Raw genomic sequence first — 20,251 nt, 5'->3', positions numbered from 1 at the left:
TCATCAGGAGATCGTCCCATGACCGCTTCCACCACCGTCGTCCCCGCGCGCATCCTGCGCGCCATCCGCGGCCACGCCACCGCCGACGGCGATGGGGTCAAGCTGACCCGCGTCATCGGTGGCGGGGCGCTGCCCGAGCTGGATCCGTTCCTGCTGCTCGACGAGTTCGGCACCGATCGTGCCGAGGACTACATCGGCGGTTTCCCGAGCCATCCGCACCGCGGCTTCGAGACTGTCACCTACATGCTCGACGGGCGCATGCGGCACAAGGACAACCACGGCAACGAGGGCCTGCTGACCCCGGGCAGCGTGCAGTGGATGACCGCCGGTCGCGGCCTGGTGCATTCGGAGATGCCGGAGCAGGAGCAAGGGCGCATGCGCGGCTTCCAGCTGTGGGTGAACCTGCCGGCGCGCGACAAGATGACCGCGCCGCGCTACCAGGAGTTCGCGCCCGAACGCATCCCGGTGGTGCAGCCGGCGCCGGGGGTGACGGTCAAGGTGATCGCCGGCCAGGTCGGCGAGGTGCACGGCCCGATTGCGCAGCCGGCCACCGATCCGCTGTATCTGGACATCGCGCTGGACGCTGGCGCGTCCTGGGCGTTCGAGTTGCCGTCCGGGCACAACGCCTTCGCCTATATGTTCGAGGGCGAGGCGGCGCTGGGCGAGGGCGAGGCGGCGCGCATGTTGCCCGCGCAGACGCTCGCGGTGCTCGGCGGTGGCGACCTGCTGCCGTTGCAGGCCGGCGCGCAGGGCGCACGGCTGATCCTGGTCGCCGGCCGGCCGCTGCGCGAGCCGGTGGCGCGGCACGGGCCGTTCGTGATGAACACGCGCCAGGAACTGATGCAGGCCTTCGTGGATTTCCAGGAAGGGCGCTTCTGAGGGGTAATTCGCACTGTCGCTGGTGCGAGGGTTTGTTTGCTCGTAGGAGCGGCTTCAGCCGCGACGGGGCGTTCCCGGGAACGCCTGTCGCGGCTGACGCCGCTCCTACGTGATCTCTCGGGCTGCCGGGTTCAGCGCTCCAGCGCCAGGCTCGACTGGCGCATGTCCAGGCCCTGCACCAGCGATTGCAGGGTCTGCAGTTCCTGGGTGTCGGCGGCGTCGATCCACACCTGCGCGAATTGACCCTTCTTCAGTTCCGCCACCGCGATCCGGCGCGAGGCCAGGCCCGGCAGGTCGGCGCCGCCGAGGTCCGGCCGGTACCAATACACCTGCTCGCCGTCGATGGCCCCCTTTTCCTCGCGCAGCGTGCGCTGCAGCGGAATCTTCGGGTCGCGCGCAGTGAGCATCATGCCCAGCACCTGCCGTCCGCTGGCATCGCTGGCGCGGCAGACGATGAAGCCCTTGTCGCTGCGCTCGCTCCATTGCAGCGTGCTCTGAGGCGGCAGCGGGGGGCAGTTCTGGGCCTGCTGCGCGATGGCGGCAGCGGCGGGCAACGCCGCCGCAGCGGTGAGCAGCGCCTTGCGCAAGAATGTCTTCATTCGCGATGTTCCCCATACGCCGCGATGCGACGCGTTCGATCCATACGCACGCCTGTGGCGTCGTCTGCGGGAGCGCCCATCCTGTGCGGGATCCCGGCAGTGCATCCCCGACGCAGTGCGTGTCCCGTGCGCGGCCACGCGTGCGCGGCCGCGTCTGCACCATAGCCCAGCGCAGCCGCGCTGACAATTGGGATGCGGATTCCGGGAATATCCGCACGCGCGGTATGGCGTGGCGCACCCGCCTCGCTGCGCCGACAGGCAGGTCTTTATGGAATGCGGCGCCGGCGGACGAGGGACGGGAGAGGGAGCGATGGCGACCGCACGGGCCGCTCTGCTGTGGCGGCGATTGGGGTCTCAGCGGCCCGGTTCGGGCAGCGGGATGAATTCCTGGTCGTCGCCCGGGATCGTCCCGAAGCGGCCCTCGCGCCAGTCCTGCTTGGCCTGCTCGATGCGCTCCACCGAACTCGAGACGAAGTTCCACCACAGGTGGCGCGGCCCATCAAGCGGTTCGCCGCCCATCAGCATCGCCTTGAGCGGGGTCTTGGCGCGCAGCCGACCGCGCGCGCCCGGCTCGGGCAGGACCAGATGCCGCGCCGGGATGTTCACGCCATCCAGTTGCGCCTCGCCTTCCAGGATGTACAGCGAGCGCTCGGCGTGGCGGGCGTCCAGGTCGAGTTCCGCGTCCGCGTCGAGATCCAGTGCCACGTTGAGGGTGTCGGCGAACACCTTCACCGGCGATTCCTCGCCGTAGGCGCGGCCGGCGATCACCCGCAGCCAGGCGCCGTCGCGGCGTTGCTGCGGCAGGCTGGCGGCGGCGTGGTGGTAGAACGCCGGCGCGGTCTCTTCCGCCGATTTCGGCAGCGCCACCCAGGTCTGCATGCCGTGCAGCGGGTGCGCATGCGCGCGTAGCGCGGTCGGCGTGCGTTCGGAGTGGGAGATGCCGCGCCCGGCGGTCATCCAGTTGACGTCGCCGGCGCGGATCACCTGGTCCGAGCCGAGCGAATCGCGGTGGCCGATCTCGCCGGACCACAGGAAGGTGACCGTGGCCAGGCCGATGTGCGGATGCGGGCGCACGTCCACGCCGTGCCCCGGCTCGAACACCGCCGGTCCCATGTGATCGATGAAGACGAAGGGGCCGACGCTGCGCGCCTGCACGCTGGGAACGGCGCGGCGCACTTCGAAGCCGCCGATATCGTGGACGCGGGGGGCGATCAGGGTGGGCATGCGGGCGCTCGCAGTCGCAAAAACGGAAGCGAAGCTTCGCATGCGCGGCGGCTGCGGTGCGGCGCCATGGCAAGACGGACTGTCCCGCATGCGCTCATGCGCGGCGGGCCGATCCGCGGCGCATTCGCGCTATGTCGCGCGGTTATGCCGGTGTCCCGGAATCGCATAGTGCGAATTGCGCGCGCGTCTTGTCTGCGACGCGGCAAATGGCCTGTGAATAATCGGCGCGCGTCGTGGCCGGTCATACGCGCGCACGGCCCGTGGCGCTGCATCGATCCCTCTTCCCCCGACGGAGTACACACATGAAGAATGTCGCATCGCACATCCGCTGTCGCCGCCCGGTCTGGGCGCGCCTTGGCCTGGCCCTCATCGCCTGCGCGGGGTTTTCCGCCCAGGCGCAAGGCGTGCCGGACATGAACGTGCCCACCGAGATCATCAACGATCTGTGGGACGCGAAGGCCTTGCTGGTCACCGGCGGACAGGGCGCCGGCTGTTATGCGGTGTCCAACGGCCATCGCATCGCCGGCCCGACCCTGCGCACCAATGTCCGCTACACGGCGATCGGCATGTCGACCGCCAATTGCGCCGCCGCCAGCGGCATCGCCAGCGTCAATCTCCAGTTCCTCGCGCGTCCGCGTCCGGCGGGCATGTACATCCAGATCGTCGACACTGGCATCAACATCAGCAACCGCTGAGCGACGCGGCTGCCGGCCGCAGCGCCCGGTTCAGAACAGCGATCGGGTGTCCGCGGCCGGCGCCGGCATCTCGCCGCGGCGCGAGGCCAGCCGGTCGGCCAGCCGGGTCGGTTCCGGCAGGCGGTAGCCGCGCAGGTAGCGCTGGGTCCAGTGCAGCGCGCTGTCCACGGCAACGCGGTGGCCTGGCGAAACGATCAGCGGATTGCAGCGCAATTTGCTGCGCAGCGCCCAGCCGACCACTTCGCCGCGGTGCACGATGGGGCTGTGGTCGCCGGCCTGCGCGCCGGGTTCCTCGAAGCGGCCAGCCAGCAAGGTCTTGGCCACGCCGATGCTGGGCAGCCCGGTGACCACGCCGAAGTGCGCGGCGATGCCGAGCCGGCGCGGATGCGCGATGCCCTGGCCATCGACGAACACCAGGTCCGGGCGCTGCCGCAGCAGGCCCAGCGCGGCCAGCAGCGCCGGCAGTTCGCGGAAGCTGAGCAGGCCGGGCACGTAGGCCATCGAGGTGGGCACGCGGGCGATCTCGGCCTGGTGCAACTGCAGGGTCTGCGCATCGAGCAGCACCGCGGCGGCGCGGGTGACCTGGCCGTCGTCCTCGAAGCCGACGTCGAAGCCGGCCAGCCAGCGCGGCGGGTCGGGAACCTCGTCCTGCAGGCTGACCTGGCGCGCCAGCGTCGCCTGCAGCGCGCGCGCCTGCACGATGCTGCCGTCCCAGTCGCCGAACACGGGGTGCTTGGAAGTCTCCATGCGTAAATGATCGCGCTGCGGTCGTGGCTGGGGTGTGGAGGGCCGGGATTGGGGATTCGGGATTGGGGATTCGTTGAAGGCGCTTCCCGCGCGGCTCTGGCGATCAGGTGGCGCTTGGCCGCTTCACTCGCTGGAGAACCAGGCCCTTGCGAATCCCGAATCCCGAATCCCCGCCACCAGCTACAATCCAGGGCTGCACCACCCATGCATCCCCCAACGGAGACCGTCGCAGTGACCCGCAAACTCGTACTGTTGCGCCATGGCCAGAGCCAGTGGAACCTGGATAACCGCTTCACCGGCTGGGTCGACGTGGACCTGACCGAGCAGGGCCGCCAGGAAGCCGTGGCCGCCGGCCGGCTGATGCGCGAGGAGGGCCTGCAGTTCGACGTGGCCCATACCTCCGTGCTCAAGCGCGCCATCCACACCCTGCAGGGCGCGCTGAAGGAACTGGACCAGGATTGGCTGCCGGTGCACAAGAGCTGGCGCCTCAACGAGCGTCACTACGGCGGCCTGCAGGGCCTGGACAAGGCCGAGACCGCGGCCAAGCACGGCGAGGACCAGGTCAAGATCTGGCGCCGCTCCTACGACATCCCGCCGCCGCCGATGGACGCCGAGGATCCGGGCCATCCGCTGCACGACCGCCGCTACGCCACCCTGGACCGCAACGCCTTGCCGGCCACCGAGTCGCTGGCCACCACGCTCGAGCGCGTGCTGCCGTACTGGCACGACGCCATCGCGCCGCAGCTCAAGGCCGGGCAGACCGTGCTGGTCACCGCCCACGGCAACTCGCTGCGCGCGCTGTACAAGTACCTGAACGACGTGTCGCGCGAGGAGATCCTCGAGCTCAACATCCCCACCGGCATCCCGCTGCTGTTCGAACTGGACGACACCCTGCAGGTGCAGTCCTACCGCTACCTGGGCGATCCGGAAGCGGCGAAGAAGGCGGCCGAGGCGGTGGCCAACCAGGGCAAGGCGAAGTAAGCGCCAGGCCCGGCGCGCGGCCGACAGGAGGACGCAATGGGTGGATTCAGCATCTGGCACTGGCTCGTCCTCCTGGTCGTGCTCGCCTTCCCGCTGCTGATCGCTGTGGTGGTGTGGCTGGCGATCCGCGCCCAGCGGCGCCGGCCGGCGGCCGCGGCGCCGCCGCCACTGCCGCCCACCGCCTCGGTCGAGCAGCGCCTGCGCGCGCTGGAGCAATTGAAGGCGCAGGGCCTGATCGACGCCGCGGAGCATGCGCGTCGTCGCGCGGAGATCCTCGCGACGTTGTAAGCGCACTTGGCGCTGCGCCGACACGATGCAGTCCGGATGCAGCTTGTCCGGCAGGAGCGGCTCTTGTCCCCTTTTGCGGGATCGGCCGCGACGGGCGTTCCCGGTAACGTCCAGCGCGTCCTACAGGCTACGTCCCGCAGAGGTGCCTTCAGCCGTCGCTGGCGTCCACCCATACCCGCATCTCGCCCTCGCCGCGATTGGCCCAGGCGAAGTAGGGCACGAAGGTCAGGGTCTGCGGCTGCCGCGCCGGTGGCGGCGCATCGTAGCGGTACAGCGGCGCGGCCGCGGCGTCCGCATCGCCGTGCAGGCGTTCGCCCGTGGCCTGCAGCAGCACCTGGCCGTCCAGCGCGCCACTGCCGGGCACGGTCTGCAGCGTGGCGCTGGCCGGCAGGCGCAGCTGATGCAGGTCGGCGCCGTTGTCGGCCTGCTCCAGGCAGTACACCAGCGGTCCGCGCTGCACCGCGACCTTGCCGGCCAGGTGACGCACGCGCGGGTGTCCGCTGACCCGCATCGGCGGCATCGGCAGGCGCAGTTGCAAGGTGTCGCCGGATTGCCAGCGCCGGCGCAGCACGCAGTAGCCGTGCTGGCGGTGCGCGTCGATCGCCACCGGCTCGCCGTTGAGCCGCAGCTGCGGCGCCTGGCACCAGTCCGGCAGGCGCAGCGCCACTGCCGCGTCCACTGCTGCGCTGCACTCCATGTCGAAGGCGATCGTGTCCTGCCACGGATACTCGCCGCGCTGGCGCAGGGTCAGGGTCTGTCCGCCGACCTCGAACCGCGCATCGCTGCCGACGTAGAGGTTCACGTACAGGGTGTCGGCGCGGCGGGTGTAGATGTAGTAGCCGAGCGAGGTCAGCACGCGGGCGATGTTGGGCGGGCAGCAGGCGCAGCCGAACCAGCGCTGGCGCACCGGCTTGACGTGGTCGAAGGTGTGGTTGCCGTGCACCGTGGGCGGGTGCACTTCCAACGGATTGACGTAGAAGAAGTGGCGTCCGTCCAGGGCCATGCCGCCCAGCACGGTGTTGTACAGCGCCCGCTCCATCACGTCGGCGTAGCGGCCATCCGGCGCCAACTGCAGCATGCGGTTGGCGAACATCATCAGCCCGATCGAGGCGCAGCTCTCGTTGTACGCGGTGTCGTTGGGCAGGTCGTAGTCGACGCTGAAGGCTTCGCCGTAGCTCTGCGCGCCGATCGCGCCGGTCAGGTACATCTGCCGCTGCGTGGCGTTGTCCCACAGCCGCGCGCAGGCCGCGCGCAGGGTGGCGTCGCCGCTGTGCCGGGCCAGGTGCGCCACGCCCGCGTACAGGTACACGAAGCGCACCGCATGGCCGACCGCGGTGTCCTGCAGCGCCACCGGCAGGTGCGCCTGACTGTAGGCCTTGTCCTGGATCATCCAGGCCGGGCCGTGCCCGCCCCAGAAGAAGGTGCGGCCGCGCCTGGCGTACTCTTCGTCGTAGTAGTGCGGCGTGGTGCCGCGCTGTTCGACGAAATAACGTGCCAACGCCAGGTAGCGTGCCTCGCCGGTGGCCTCGTACAGGCGCATCAGCGCCAGTTCGATCTCCGGATGCCCGGGGTAGCCGTGCAACTGCGTCGGGCCAGGGCCGAAAACGGCATCGATGTGGTCGGCGAGCCGGCACACGATGTCGAGCAGGGCGCGCTTGCCGGTGGCCTGGTAATAGGCCACGCCGGCCTCGATCATGTGCCCGGCGCAATACAGTTCGTGGCACTCGGCCAGGTTGCTCCAGCGTTCCTGCGGCGCCTTCACCGTGAAGTAGGTGTTGAGGTAGCCGTCGGCCTGCTGCGCGGCGCCGATCAGTTCGATGGTGGCATCGGCATCGCGCTCCAGCGCCGGGTCGGGATGCTGCGCCAGCAGGTACGCCACCGCCTCCAGCCACTTGGCCACGTCGCTGTCCTGGAACACCATGCCGTAGAACGCGCCGTCGCTGCGGCCGGCGGCGATGCGGAAGTTCTCGATAGCATGGCTGGGTTCGGCATCGGCGACGTTGTCGTTGAGCGCGTCCCACTGGTAGGGCAGCACCACCTCCTGCACCAGGCGCTGGTAGCGCTGCCAGAACGGGTCGGCGATGCGCAGGTGGGCGAGCGGGAGTTCCGGGGACGGCACGGGCGAATGCGGCATGGAGCGCAGATCCTGAAGGGTGGGGAAGGTCAGTGCACCGGGCGCGCGGCGAGGTCGGCGGCGATGCTCGCCAGCAGCGGCCGGCGCAGCCGGCAGCGCAGGATCACCGCGGCCAGCAGCAGGTGCAGGCCGGCGGGGATCAGGGTTTCCAGCAGGGTGATGGCCTGCAGCGAGGCGGGGCTCTGCTGCGCGGCGCCGGCGCGGTAGCCGGCATGGACGAACAGCGCGCTGATCACCACCGCGCTCGAGGCCCAGGCCAGCTTGATGCAGAACAGGTTGAAGGCGAAGTTGATGCCCGAGGAGCGCACCCGGTTCTTCCAGGCGCCGTAATCGTCGGCGAAGGCCATCAGCGAGAAGTGCAGCGGCAGCGCGAAACCCAGCACCAGGCAGTGCACGAAGATCACCCCCAGCCACAGCGTCTGCTGCGCCGGTCCGGTCGGCAGCCACCACTGCGCCACGCCGAACGCGGCCAGCGCCAGGTTGGTGTGCAGGTACAGCGCCAGCGGGTCGAAGCGGCGGCACAGCGCGTTGACCACGATCGCGCCGAGCACCGTGGCCAGCGCCACCATCGCGAAGAACAGCGAGGCATAGCCGCTGCTGCCGCCGAGCACGTAGGTGATGAAGTACAGATAGCCGCCGCCGCGGATGTTGAACACGTTGATCAGCAGGAACGACATCAGCAGCACCAGCCGCAGCTGGTCGTTGCGCAGCAGGCCGCGCAGGTGTGCGCCGATGCCGGCGCCGCCGAGCAGGCTGACCGGCACCCGCTCGCGCACGGCGAAGAAGCAGCACAGGAACATCGCCACCGCCAGCGCCGCCAGTACGCCCACGCCGAGCTGGTAGCCGCGCGCGGCGTCGCCGTTGCCCAGTTCCCGCACCAGCCACGGCAGCCCGACCGACACCAGGAAGCCGGCGATGCCGCACAGCACGAAGCGCCAGGATTGCGCGGAGACCACGTCGCGGTGGTCGCCGGTCATGCTGTTGATCAGCGCGCAGTAGGGCACGTTGATCGCGGTGTAGCACAGCGACAGCAGGAAATAGCTGGCGAAGGCGTAGGCGATCTTCGCGCCGGCGCTCAGCTGCGGCGCGCTGAAGGTCAGCACGCAGGCGATGCCGATCGGCAGCGCGACCCACAGTTGCCAGGCACGGAAGCGGCCCCAGCGGCTGCGGGTGCGGTCGGCGATCAAGCCCATCACCGGATCGGACACCGCGTCGGCCACGCGCAGCACGGTGAACAGGGTGCCGACCAGCGCCGGGGTCAGGCCGAACACGTCGGTGTAGAAGAAGGTGAGGAAGTTGGCGATCAGGCAGGTGACCACCGTGCCGCCGGCATCGCCGAGGCCATAGCCGAACTTCTCCAGGCGCGACAGGCGTGGCGTGGCGGCGGCCGGTGCGGCGTCTGCGGCGGCGTGGCCGATGGCGGTCGCGTTCAACGGGCGGCTCCTGGCGCGCGCGGTCCGGCGCCAGCGCAAAGTGGCATGGCCGCGCGAGCGCGACAAGAGTCTGTGCGGTATAAAACCGGTACGATTCCGACCATGGGCGCCGGGCCGCGCAGGTGCGGTGGCGCTCATTGAATTGCTGCGGTGCAGCGTCGTGTGCGCAAGGGGAGACGTTTCCGACATGCTCGAATTCGCCGTCGCCTACCCGATCCGGGTCCAGAACGGGGGCCTGTTCATCTCCCGCGGGGTGGGCGCGCATCCGGCACGGGTGATCCAGTCCTACGAGCTGATCTTCGTCGAGCGCGGCATCCTCTCGATCCGCGAACAGGACAACGACTTCCACGTCGGCCCCGGCGAGACGCTGCTGCTGTGGCCCGGCCGCGCGCATGCCGGCCTGGGCCGGTTCCCGGACGATCTGCGGTTCTACTGGGTGCATTTCGAACTGGAACCGGGCGTGGCGCAGGCGGACCACGCCGTGGCGCTGTCGATGCCGCAACGCACCGCGATCCGCGATCCGGAGCGTTTCGTCGGCCTGTTCCGCTGGTTCCTGGCCGAGCAGGAGGAACGGCGCACGCTGCCGATGCTCGAGCCGATCGTGCTGTCGATGCTGCAATGCGTGGCCGGTGCCTGGCCGGATCCGCACGACTCCGAACGTGCCGGGGTGGCGCTGGCCTACCGCGCCAAGCAACTGATCGGCACGCGGTTCCACACCGCGCTCACCGCCTCGTCGCTGGCCGCGCAACTGCACTGCAATCCGGACTACCTGGGCCGCATCTACCGGCGCAGCTTCGGCACCACGCTGACCGAAGCGATCCACCGCCAGCGCATCGCCTTCGCCGAGAAGCTGCTGCTGGTCAACACCTGCGCGGTGGACGAGGTCGCGCAGCGCGCCGGCTTCAGCGACAGCGGCTATTTCCGGCGCGTGTTCCGCCAGCGCCTGGGCATGACCCCCAGCGCCTACCGGCGCCTGTACTGCAAGGAGCACATCAACTCGGGTTGAGGGGGCTTGTGGGGGCGGTGCGCGTGCTGCATGCCGCGCACTTCTTTGCGGGTGCGCGGGTGTCGGTTGGCTGCTGCGGTCGCAGTGCGTAGCCTGCCTGCGTCGTAGGAGCGGCTTCAGCCGCGACGGGCTTTCCATGGGAAAGCCCGTCGCGGCTGAAGCCGCTCCTACAGCAAACGCGGCTTTTGGTTGTTAGCTCTGCGCTTTTACGGAAACGCGCCGTCGCGGCTGAAGCCGCTCCTACGGTCCGGTCAAAGCCGCGTTGGTTGCTAGCTCAGCTGCTGGCCGATCTCACGCGCCATCGCGTTGAGCGGCAGGATCTTCTCCGCGCCGCCGCGCTTGATCGCTTCCTTGGGCATGCCGAACACCACGCTGCTCTGTTCGTCCTGGGCCACGGTGCGCGCGCCGGCCTGGCGCATCTCCAGCAGGCCGACCGCGCCGTCGTCGCCCATGCCGGTCATGATGATGCCCAGCGCGTTGCCGCCGGCGGCGCGTGCGGCGGAGCGGAACAGCACGTCCACCGACGGCCGGTGCCGGTTCACCGGCGGCCCGTCCAGCACTTCGACGAAGTACTGCGCGCCGCTGCGACGCAGCAGCATGTGCTTGCCGCCCGGCGCGATCAGCGCGCGTCCCGGCACCACGCGGTCGTTGTTGGCCGCTTCCTTCACCGAGATCTGGCACAGCGTGTCCAGGCGCGCGGCGAAGGCGGCGGTGAACTTCTCCGGCATGTGCTGGACGATGACGATGCCCGGGCTGACCCGCGGCAGCGCGGTCAGCACTTCCTCCAGCGCCTGGGTGCCGCCGGTGGAGGTGCCGATCGCCACCACCCGTTCGGTGGTCTGCGACAGCGGGCGATTGCCCTGCGCCGGCAGGATCACGTCGGCGGTGTGCTTGATCTCCGGCTCGGCCGGCGCCGGTGCCGCACGCGCCGACAGGCGCTTGACGTTGGCGCGCGCGGCGCTCTTCACCGTGGCGATCATCTCCTCGGCCGAGTCGGTGAGGAACTGCTTGAGCCCGAGCTTGGGCTTGGTCACCACCGCCACCGCGCCGGCGGCCAGCGCATCCATGGTCACCCGCGCGCCCTTCTCGGTGAGCGTGGAGCAGATCACCACCGGGGTAGGGCGCTCGCTCATGATCTTGCGCAGGAAGGTGATGCCGTCCATCTTCGGCATCTCCACGTCCAGCACGATCACGTCCGGCCATTGCTGGCGCATCTTGTCCATCGCCAGCAGCGGATCGGCCGCGGCGGCGATCACCTCGATGCCGGGCGCGTCGTTGAGCACGGCGACCAGCACTTGGCGCACCACCGCCGAATCGTCGATCACCATGGCCTTGATCGTGGTCATGCGGGGTTCCCTCCTGGCACGTCGGCCTTCATGGTTTGCGGTACACCGACGGCGCGATCTGCACCACGTCGCTGTTGACGTCGTTGAGACTCTCGGAGTGGCCGATGCAGAAGATGCCGCCGCGCTTGAGCGCGCCGAGCACCCGCGTCACCACTTCGCGCTTGGTCTGGCCGTTGAAGTAGATCATCACGTTGCGCAGGAACACCACGTCGAACTGGCCCAGATTGGGCAACGCCGCGTTGAGGTTGGCGTGCAGGAAACGCACGTGGTCGCGGATCTTGCGGTCGATCAGCAGGCTGCCCTCGTACTCGCCGCGACCCTTGAGGCAGTAGCGCTTGAGCATGGCCGGCGGCATGTGCTCGATGCGCAGCAGCGGATAGTGGCCGGTCCGCGCCTTTTCCAGTACGCGGGTGCTGATGTCGGTGCCGACCACCTCGTAGGGACGGCCCTGCAGGGTGTCGTCCAGCACCATGGCCATGCTGTAGGCTTCCTCGCCGCTGGAACTGGCTGCGCTCCAGCAGCGGAACGGCGCACTGCCGGTATGCGCGGCGGCGACGCTGCGCAGCAGATCGAAGTGCTTGGGCTCGCGGAAGAAGTAGGTTTCGTTGGTGGTCAGCAGGTCGATGGCGGTCTGCACCTCGCCGCTGCCCTCGCGGCTTTCCAGCAGCTTGAGGTACTGGGTGTAGGTCTGCAGCGAATGCGCCTTCAGGCGCTTGCCCAGGCGTCCGCACAGCATGGCCTTCTTGGCCGGCGAGATGGTGATGCCGGCCGCGTCGAAGATGAAACGCTGGAACCGGCCGAATTCCTGCTCGGTGATGGTGTCGTGGCTGGTCATGGTCGTGGCCGGTCAGTGAGTGGAGGGGGAAGCGGGGGCGCTGGCGGTGCCGGTGGGGCCGTGTTCCTGCAGCAGGCGCTGGTGCTCCAGCAGCCAGGCGTGCAGCGCGCCGCCGCCCAGCGGGCGCGCCAGCAGGTAGCCCTGGCCGAAGTCGCACCCCAGCTCCTGCAGCAGGGTCCAGTCCTCCACCGTTTCGATGCCCTCGGCGACGGTGTGCAGGCCCAGCCGCTGGGCCATGCCCAGCGCCGATTCGAGGACCGTGCGCAGGTTGCGGCTGCGGTGCGCGTCGTGGACGAAGATGCGGTCGATCTTCAACTCGGTGAAGGGAATGCGGGTGAGTTGCTGCAGCGAGGAGAAACCGGTGCCGTAGTCGTCCAGCGACAGGCCGAAACCCTGCAGCCGCAGCCGCGCCAGCATGCCCAGCGCGCTGCCGCAGACCAGCGAACTCTCGGTGATCTCCAGCACCAGGTCAGATGGCGCCAGGCCATGCTTGCGCAGCAGCCCGAGCAGTTCGTCGAGCAGGTTCGGGTCCTGCAGCATGCGCGGCGACAGATTCAGCGCCAGGGTCAGCTGAAACCCGTCCTGCTTCCACGCCGCCAGCCGCGCCAGCGCCTGGTCGGCGACGCAGGCGGTGAGTGCATGGATCAGACCCTCACGCTCGGCCACGGCGATGAAGCGGTCCGGCGCGATCGGCCCGGCGCTGGGATGGCGCCAGCGTGCCAGCGCTTCCACGCCGCCGACCCGGCCGCTGCGCATGTCGACCTTGGGCTGATAGGCCACCTCGATCTCGCCGCGCTGCAGCGCCTCGCGCAGCATCGCGGCCATGGTCGCCTCGCCCGGGGCCTCGGCCTCGTTCCGCGGCGCCGAGGTCGGCGGGGCGTGGGCGCGCACCGCGGCCGCGAGCTGGGCGGCGCGCAGCGGCTTCTCCAGTCCCGCCAGCACCTGCAGGCCGTTGCTGCGGCCGACCTGCAGCACCGAGTCGATCAAGGCCGCGCCACGCTGCGAGGCGACCACGATCGGTACGCGCGCGCCGCAGCGGGCAAGCGCATCGAGCAATTGCACACCGTCCATGCCGGGCATTTCCAGATCCACGATCAGCAGCCCCAGCGGCGAACCCTCGGTCACCCGCGCCAGCGCGGCATGGCCGTCGGCCGCGCCTTCCACAGCCACCGCGCCCATCCGCAGGCACAGCGCCAGCGCATGTTCGCGCTGGACCTGACTGTCGTCGACCACCAGGACCGTGCCGAAGTGGTGCAGGGCGGCGGTGTCGGGGGGCGTGGGCATGCGAAATCCGTTTCGAGGAAAGGGCGGGGCGATGCGCGGCGAAGGCCGCTCAGGCGGCGATGCCTTCTTCCACGTGGGCGTCGAGGCCGGCCATGCTGGCGAACTCCTGCGGCGCCAGCACCGCGTCGGCGGCGAGCAGGATCACGAACCGCTCGCCGACCTTGCCCATGCCGTGGATGAAATCGCGGCGAATGCCGGTGCCGAACGCCGGCGGCGGCGCGATGTCCGCCGTGGCGATCTCAAGCACCTCGCTGACCGCGTCCACCAGCAGGCCGAGCACCTGGCGTTCTTCGCCGCTGGCGACCTCGATGATGACGATGCAGGTGCGCTTGCTGATCTCGCTGGGCGCGCGGCCGAAGCGCTGCTGCAGGTCCACCACCGGCACCACCGCGCCGCGCAGGTTGATCACCCCGCGCAGGGCGGGCGGCATCATCGGCACGTCGGTCGGCGTGCGGTACTCGATGATCTCCTTGATGCCGAGGATGCCGACACCGAACATTTCCTTGCCGAGCAGGAAGGTCAGGAACTGGTCCGTCGCCAGGTCGCCGGCGTCGGAGGGTGAGAGCGAAGCGGGAGCGTTCATGGCCATGTCTCAGAAGGTTTCGAAATGGGCTTCGTCGAGCGAGTCGGCCAGGACCAGCTGGCCGTTGGCGACGCGCGCGATCGGCTTGGCCCCGGCGTGCCCGCTGCGGCCGCGCACGGTGCCGGGACGCCGCGCCGCGGTCCTGGCCGGCGGGGTGCCCTGCACCTTGAAGAAGCTCATCAGCTGCTGCAGCTGCTCGGCCTGCGCGCTCATCTCCTCGGCCGTGGCGGCCAGTTCCTCGGAGTTGGACGCGGCCTGCTGGGTGGTCTGGTTGAGCTGGCCGACCGCGGCATTGATCTGGCCGACGCCGGAGGTCTGTTCCTCGGAGGCGGCGGTGATCTCCTGCACCAGGTCGGAGGTGCGCTTGATCGACGGCACCATTTCGTCCAGCAGCTTGCCGGCGTTCTCGGCCAGTTCGACGCTGGAACTGGCGACATCGCCGATTTCCTGCGCCGCGATCTGGCTGCGTTCGGCCAGCTTGCGCACTTCCGCCGCCACCACCGCGAAGCCCTTGCCGTGCTCGCCGGCACGCGCGGCCTCGATCGCCGCATTCAGCGCCAGCAGGTTGGTCTGGTAGGCGATGTCGTCGATGATGCCGATCTTCTGCGCGATCTGCTTCATCGCCTGCACGGTCGCACGCACCGACTCGCCGCCGTCCAGCGCCTGGCTGGAGGCCTTGCTGGCCATGCCGTCGGTGATCTTGGCGTTTTCGGTGTTCTGCGAGATCGACGCGGTCATCTGCTCCAGCGAAGCGCTGGTCTCCTCCACGCCGGCAGCCTGCTCGCTGGCCGCCTGGCTCAGCGACTGCGCGGTGGCGCTGACCTCTTCCGAGGCGCTGGCCAGCGATTCGGCATTGCCGTTGACCTCGCTGACCACCTGCGACAGGCGCGCGATGGTGTCGTTGATGTAGTTCTTCATTTCGGCGTAGGCGCCGTCGTAGTGCTTGTCGATGCTCTGGGTCAGGTCGCCCTCGGCCAGGCCGCCCATCACCCGCACCACGTCCTGGATGCTGCCGCCGGTGGTGGCCGCCAGCTCGTTCAGGCCCTGGCCCATCTCGCGCTGGAACCCGGCCAGGCCGTCCAGTGCGATGCGCTCGGAGAAGTCGCCGCGGTTGGCCGCCGCAACCACGCGGCGCTGGCCGTCGATGACCAGCTTCAGCCGCTCGACCATGGTCCGCATCGCATACAGCGCGCTACCGGTGTCGTTGGCGCGCACCGCCACCTGCAGGTCCAGATCGCCCTGGGCGACCTTGTTGGCGATCTCGGCCACGTAGGCCGGCTCGCCGCCCAGCAGGCGGCCGAGGATGCGCACGATGAAGACCGCCACGACCACGCCCAGCAGCAACGCCACGACGATGGTGGAGATGATCAGCGTGCGCGCCGAGGCGTACAGCGCGTCGCCACGGTCGCTGGCGTCCACGCCGCCCTTGACGTTCAGATCCACCAGCTTGTCGATCGCGTCGGCGGTGCCGCGGTACAACTGCCGCTGCTCGCCGTTCAGGACTGTCATCGCTTCCTGCGACTTCGCCTGCGCCACCAGCGCCAGCACTTGCTTGTGCAGTTCGCTGTAGCGGTCGAACTTCTTGGCGAAATCCTCGTACAGCGCGCGCTCCTCGGGCGAGGAGATCAAGGGGATGTAGGTCTTGCGGTTGCTCTCGAACGCGTCCAGCGTCTGCACCATGCGCGCGTCGTAGTCTTGCATCTCCGCCGGGCTGGTGGCGATGACCCGCTGCACTTCGAGCAGGCGCAGCTTGTTGAAGTTCGCGCTCATCTCCTCGATGTTGCGGATGCTGGGCATCCAGTTCCCGGCCATCTCCGTGGAGGAGCCGTTGATGCGGGCCATCTGCAGCGTGGCGAAGATGCCGGTTCCCAGCAGCAGCAGCAACACCAGGCCGAAGCCGATGCCGATACGCGTGCCGATTTTCATGTGCGTGAACATCGTGATCCCCTGGAAGTGATGTGGTGTTGTGTGGTGGAAGTGGATATCAGAACGTGTCGAAGTGGGCTTCGTCCGGCGCCGACACCAGTGCCAGGCCGACCTCCCCGAACCCACGTTTGCGCGCAGGCGCCGCCTTGCGGGACGGGACACTGGAGACGGCGGTCGGACGCCGCGGCGCCACGACCTGGTTGGTCCGGAAGAAACTCATCAGCTGCTGCAACTGCTCGGCCTGGCCGCTCATTTCCTCGGCGGTGGCGGCCAGTTCCTCGGAGTTGGCCGCGGCCTGCTGGGTGGTCTGGTTGAGCTGGCCGACCGCGGCGTTGATCTGGCCGACGCCGGAGGTCTGTTCCTCGGAGGCGGCGGTGATCTCCTGCACCAGGTCGGAGGTGCGGCGGATCGACGGCACCATCTGGTCCAGCAGCTTGCCGGCGTTCTCGGCCAGTTCCACGCTGGATTCGGCCACCTGGCCGATCTCCTGCGCGGCCACCTGGCTGCGTTCGGCCAGCTTGCGCACTTCCGCCGCCACCACCGCGAAGCCCTTGCCGTGCTCGCCGGCGCGTGCGGCCTCGATCGCCGCGTTCAGCGCCAGCAGGTTGGTCTGGTAGGCGATGTCGTCGATGATGCCGATCTTCTGTGCGATCTGCTTCATCGCCGCCACCGTCGAGCGCACCGCATCGCCGCCTTCGTTGGCTTCGCGCGCGGCCTTGGCGGCCATGCTGTCGGTGACCTTGGCGTTCTCGGTGTTCTGCGCGATGGACGCGGTCATCTGCTCCAGCGAGGCGCTGGTCTCTTCCACGCCGGCGGCCTGTTCGCTGGCCGCCTGGCTCAGCGACTGCGCGGTGGCGCTCACCTGCTCGGAGGCGCTGGCCAGCGCTTCGGCGTTGATGTTGACCTCGCCGACCACCTGCGCCAGCCGCGCGACGGTGGCATTGATGCTGTCGCACAGTTCCTTCAGCTTGCCCTGGCACTGCACGTCCGCCACGCGGGTCAGATCGCCGCCCTCGATCGCCTTGAGCACGGCGCCGGCTTCGTTGAGCGGGCCGATCACCGTATCCAGGGTCAGGTTGACGCCATCGACGATACGGCGGAAGTCGCCGTGGTGCTGGCTGCCGTCGGCGCGCACGTCCAGGCGCCCGGCCGCGGCCGCGTCGGCCAGCAGGCTGGTGTCGCGGATCAGCGCGCGCAGGTTGGAACGCACTTGTTCGACCGTGTCGTTGATGAACGCCTTCTTGCCCGGGAAGGCGTCCAGCGGCGCGTCGAAGTTGCCGCGGCCGAATTCGGCGATGCAGGTCATCGCCTTCTTCTTGGTGGCGATATGGTCGCCGACCATGCGGTTGATGCCATCGGCCATGCTGCGGAAGTCGCCTTCGAAACGGTGGCTCTCGATCACCACGTCGATGTCGCCGGCGTCGTGCTGCGCGGACATGTGCTGCATCTGCGCGATCAGCCCCTGCATGTTGCGGCGCACCTGCTCGATGATCTCGTTGATGAAGACCTTCTTGCCCGGGAACGTCTCCAGCGGCGCATCGAAGTTGCCGCGGCCGAACTCGGCCACGCAGGCCAGCGCCTTCTTCTTGGTGGCGATGTGGTCGCCGACCATCCGGTTGATGCCCTCGGCGATCACCTTGAACTCGCCGTCGAAGCGGTGGCTGTCGATCACCACGTCGATGTCGCCGGCGTCGTGCTGCGCGGACATGCGCACGATCTCGTCGTTGATCTGGCGCACCCCGGTCTGCACCTGGCGCAGCGCCAGCAGTACTTCGCAGGCCTGGTCGTTGCGTATGGTGGGCATCACCACCTCGAAATTGCCGGTGGCGAAGCGGGCCAGGGTGGTAGTGGCGATCCGCAGCGAGCGGGTGATGGCGTGGACGGTATAGGCCAGCACCGCGCTAGCGATCACCGTGGCGCCGATGCTCAGCGCCAGGGTCTGCCCGGCGGGCAGGCCGAGGGCGAACCCGCACGCGGCGGCGGCCAATGGCAGCGCGACGGCGATGGCCGAACCGGTCCACAGCTTGGAGGACAGCGAAAGGGAGTTGGACATGCCGGTGTACCTGTGCGGGTGAAAAGTCCCCGGCCTGACAGGCCGGGACGGAGAGGGATCAGAACGAAACGAACGCCGCTTCTTCCAGGCGCGCGGCCTGGGCGGTGGCCGCCGGGCCACCGAAGCTGCGGGCGCGTGGGGCGCGCTGCGCCGACATCGGCAGGCGTCGCGGTTGTGGGGCCGGTGCCGGGGAGGTGGTGGCGCCGGTGGTGAAGAAGCTCATGAGCGTTTGCAACTGTTCTGCCTGGCTGCTTACTTCTTCGGCCGTGGCGGCCAATTCTTCAGCGTTGGCAGCGGATTGCTGTGTTGTCTGGCTGAGCTGAACCACGGCGGCGTTGATCTGGCCGACGCCCGTGCTTTGCTCCTCGGAGGCGGCGGTGATTTCCTGCACCAGGTCGGAGGTGCGGCGGATCGACGGTTCCATCTCGCCGAGCAGGCGCCCGGTGGTCTCGGCCAGGGTCACGCTGGTGCCGGCGACATCGCCGATCTCGTGCGCGGCCACCTGGCTGCGCTCGGCCAGCTTGCGCACCTCCGCGGCGACCACGGCGAAGCCCTTGCCGTGCTCGCCGGCGCGTGCGGCCTCGATCGCCGCATTCAGCGCCAGCAGGTTGGTCTGGTAGGCGATGTCGTCGATGATGCCGATCTTGCGGGCGATCTCCTTCATCGCGGCGACGGTGGCGCGTACCGCCTCGCCGCTCTCGGCGGCCTCGCGCGAGGCCTTGCTGGCCATGCCGTCGGTGATCTTGGCGTTCTCGGCGTTCTGCGCGATCGAGCCGGTCATCTGCTCCAGCGAGGCGCTGGTCTCCTCCACGCCGGCGGCCTGCTCGCTGGCCGCCTGGCTCAGCGACTGCGCGGTCGCCGACAGTTCCTCGGCGGCGCTGGCCAGGGTGGCGGCGTTGCCGTTGACCTCGGTGACGATGCTGGTGAGCTTGTCGATGGTGGCGTTGACGTAGCGCTGCATGTCGGCGAAGGCGCCCTCGTACTGGCCCTGCACCTGGCGGCTGAGGTCGCCCTCGGCCATCGCGCCCATGACCTTGATCACGTCGCCGACGCTGCGCAGGTTGCCGCGGGTCTGTTCGATGATCTCGTTGATGAAGGCCTTCTTGCCCGGCAACTGCGGCATCGGCGCGTCGAAGTTGCCGCGGCCGAACTCGGCGACCACGCTCAGCGCCTGCTTCTTGACCGCGATGTGCGCGGCGACCATGCGGTTGATGGCCTTGCCGATGGCGCAGAACTGCCCGTCCAGGTGCGTGCAGTCGATCTGCACGTCGATGTCGCCCCGGTCGTGCTCCTCGGACATGCGCGCGATCTCGCCGATCAGGCGCTTGAAGTTGCCGCGCACTTGCTCGAGGGTCTCGTTGATGAAGGCCTTCTTGCCGGGCAGCTGCGGCATGCCCGCGTCGAAATTGCCGCGGCCGAACTCGGCGACCACGCCCAGCGCCTGCTTCTTGACCGCGATGTGGCTTCCGACCATGCGGTTGATGCCCTCGGCCACGCTGCGGAAGTCGCCCTGGAAGTGCGCGCCGTCGATGCTGGCGTCGATCTCGCCGGCTTCGTGCTGCTCGGAGACGCGGCGCATCTCGGCGATCAGGCCGAGCATGTTGCGCCGCACCTGCTCGATGGTGTCGTTGATGAAGGCCTTCTTGCCCGGGAAGGCGGCCAGCGGAGCGGAGAAGTTGCCGCGGCCGAACTCGCCCACGCAGTCGATCGCCTGTTTGCACAGGCCGATATGGCCGCCGACCAGCTGATTGATGTCGCCGGCCACGACGCGATAGGCGCCGTTGGCGCTTGCCGCGTCCAGCATCACGTCGCAGTCGCCGGCGGCGTGCGCACTGGTCATGTGCGCCACGTCGGCCTGCAGCTGCCGCAGCGGCCGCTGCGCGGCGAGCAGGGCCTGGCCGATCTCGCTGCCGCCCGCCGCCGCCACGTCCACGCGGTCCAGTTCGCCCAGCGCCAGTGCCTGCAGGCCGGTGCGGGCCAATTCCAGTTCGCGCTGCGCGGCTGCGGCCGCTTGCTGCGCCGCGCGTACGCTGCGGCCCAGCACTGCGGCGGCGGCCAGCGTCGCCACGGCGACCAGCGTCCAGGCGAGGCCACCGGCCAGCGGCAGCGCCAGCGCCGCGACGCCTGCGGCGGCAGGCAAGGCGACGGCGACGATGGCGGCCGTCGGGAGCGTGAACAGGAGCGTCCGGTTCTGGGACATGACAAGGATTCCTGATGAAGGGTGCGGCGGGGGAATGA

17 protein-coding genes are annotated in these 20,251 nt (G+C 69.3%); 5 read left to right on the top strand and 12 right to left on the bottom strand.

The features are described from left to right. The first annotated feature begins 18 nt into the window (after positions 1–18). Positions 19–879, top strand: coding sequence for a pirin family protein (locus FHR56_RS07985; protein ID WP_160948220.1), 861 nt, complete (start codon positions 19–21; stop codon positions 877–879). Positions 880–1,010: 131 nt separating this feature from the next. Here FHR56_RS07985 and FHR56_RS07980 read toward each other — a convergent pair whose 3' ends face one another. Together FHR56_RS07980 and FHR56_RS07975 are read right to left on the bottom strand one after the other, a co-directional pair. Then, on the bottom strand, positions 1,011–1,478 hold the full coding sequence (locus tag FHR56_RS07980) for a hypothetical protein (protein ID WP_160948219.1): 468 nt from the start codon (positions 1,476–1,478) through the stop codon (positions 1,011–1,013). A 354-nt stretch (positions 1,479–1,832) separates the two neighbouring features. Then, positions 1,833–2,702: a pirin family protein gene (locus FHR56_RS07975; RefSeq protein WP_160948218.1), complete on the bottom strand. Its 870-nt coding sequence runs from the start codon at positions 2,700–2,702 to the stop codon at positions 1,833–1,835. Between the two features lie 302 nt (positions 2,703–3,004). On the opposite strand from FHR56_RS07975, the gene FHR56_RS07970 reads away from it, so the two are divergent. Further along, positions 3,005–3,397 carry a hypothetical protein gene (locus FHR56_RS07970; protein ID WP_160948217.1) on the top strand — a complete coding sequence of 131 codons (393 nt, stop codon included), beginning with the start codon at positions 3,005–3,007 and terminating at the stop codon, positions 3,395–3,397. Positions 3,398–3,427: 30 nt separating this feature from the next. Here FHR56_RS07970 and nfi read toward each other — a convergent pair whose 3' ends face one another. Beyond that, positions 3,428–4,144, bottom strand: a complete 717-nt coding sequence (gene nfi, locus FHR56_RS07965; RefSeq protein WP_160948216.1) for a deoxyribonuclease V — start codon at positions 4,142–4,144, stop codon at positions 3,428–3,430. Positions 4,145–4,375: 231 nt separating this feature from the next. On the opposite strand from nfi, the gene gpmA reads away from it, so the two are divergent. Together gpmA and FHR56_RS07955 are read left to right on the top strand one after the other, a co-directional pair. Next, a complete protein-coding gene (gpmA, locus tag FHR56_RS07960; RefSeq protein ID WP_019798779.1) occupies positions 4,376–5,125 on the top strand; it encodes a 2,3-diphosphoglycerate-dependent phosphoglycerate mutase in 750 nt (249 codons plus the stop codon). Positions 5,126–5,161: 36 nt separating this feature from the next. Next, entirely contained in the window at positions 5,162–5,413 is a 252-nt protein-coding gene (locus FHR56_RS07955; RefSeq protein ID WP_160948215.1) for an SHOCT domain-containing protein, read from the top strand. A 148-nt stretch (positions 5,414–5,561) separates the two neighbouring features. Here the strand turns inward: FHR56_RS07955 and FHR56_RS07950 are convergent, their stop codons facing one another. Next, entirely contained in the window at positions 5,562–7,547 is a 1,986-nt protein-coding gene (locus FHR56_RS07950) for a beta-L-arabinofuranosidase domain-containing protein (RefSeq protein WP_160948214.1), read from the bottom strand. Positions 7,548–7,576: 29 nt separating this feature from the next. Continuing rightward, positions 7,577–8,980, bottom strand: coding sequence for an MFS transporter (locus FHR56_RS07945; protein ID WP_160948213.1), 1,404 nt, complete (start codon positions 8,978–8,980; stop codon positions 7,577–7,579). 187 nt (positions 8,981–9,167) lie between these two features. Between FHR56_RS07945 and FHR56_RS07940 the strand changes: the two genes are divergently transcribed. Continuing rightward, positions 9,168–9,986: an AraC family transcriptional regulator gene (locus FHR56_RS07940; RefSeq protein ID WP_160948212.1), complete on the top strand. Its 819-nt coding sequence runs from the start codon at positions 9,168–9,170 to the stop codon at positions 9,984–9,986. A 269-nt stretch (positions 9,987–10,255) separates the two neighbouring features. Here the strand turns inward: FHR56_RS07940 and FHR56_RS07935 are convergent, their stop codons facing one another. Genes FHR56_RS07935 through FHR56_RS07905 form a run of 7 tightly spaced genes read right to left on the bottom strand, consistent with a single transcriptional unit; the run spans position 10,256 to position 20,213 of the window. After that, a complete protein-coding gene (locus FHR56_RS07935) occupies positions 10,256–11,332 on the bottom strand; it encodes a chemotaxis response regulator protein-glutamate methylesterase (RefSeq protein WP_160948211.1) in 1,077 nt (358 codons plus the stop codon). A gap of 28 nt (positions 11,333–11,360) precedes the next feature. Next, positions 11,361–12,167 carry a protein-glutamate O-methyltransferase CheR gene (locus FHR56_RS07930; RefSeq protein WP_160948210.1) on the bottom strand — a complete coding sequence of 269 codons (807 nt, stop codon included), beginning with the start codon at positions 12,165–12,167 and terminating at the stop codon, positions 11,361–11,363. Between the two features lie 12 nt (positions 12,168–12,179). Continuing rightward, positions 12,180–13,451 (bottom strand): EAL domain-containing response regulator, encoded by a 1,272-nt coding sequence (locus FHR56_RS07925; protein ID WP_160948209.1) that lies wholly within the window; start codon positions 13,449–13,451, stop codon positions 12,180–12,182. A gap of 49 nt (positions 13,452–13,500) precedes the next feature. Beyond that, positions 13,501–14,034 carry a chemotaxis protein CheW gene (locus tag FHR56_RS07920; protein ID WP_184502463.1) on the bottom strand — a complete coding sequence of 178 codons (534 nt, stop codon included), beginning with the start codon at positions 14,032–14,034 and terminating at the stop codon, positions 13,501–13,503. Between the two features lie 9 nt (positions 14,035–14,043). Then, positions 14,044–15,960 (bottom strand): methyl-accepting chemotaxis protein, encoded by a 1,917-nt coding sequence (locus FHR56_RS07915; protein ID WP_237473360.1) that lies wholly within the window; start codon positions 15,958–15,960, stop codon positions 14,044–14,046. Between the two features lie 58 nt (positions 15,961–16,018). Continuing rightward, positions 16,019–18,013, bottom strand: a complete 1,995-nt coding sequence (locus tag FHR56_RS07910; protein WP_160948206.1) for a methyl-accepting chemotaxis protein — start codon at positions 18,011–18,013, stop codon at positions 16,019–16,021. Between the two features lie 58 nt (positions 18,014–18,071). After that, a complete protein-coding gene (locus FHR56_RS07905; protein WP_160948205.1) occupies positions 18,072–20,213 on the bottom strand; it encodes a methyl-accepting chemotaxis protein in 2,142 nt (713 codons plus the stop codon). Positions 20,214–20,251 lie beyond the last annotated feature (38 nt).

The sequence above is a fragment of the Xanthomonas sp. F10 genome (genome assembly GCF_014206815.1).
In the GTDB taxonomy this organism is placed as follows: Bacteria; Pseudomonadota; Gammaproteobacteria; order Xanthomonadales; family Xanthomonadaceae; genus Xanthomonas_A; species Xanthomonas_A indica.
This window is presented reverse-complemented; position numbering and strand designations above follow the sequence as displayed.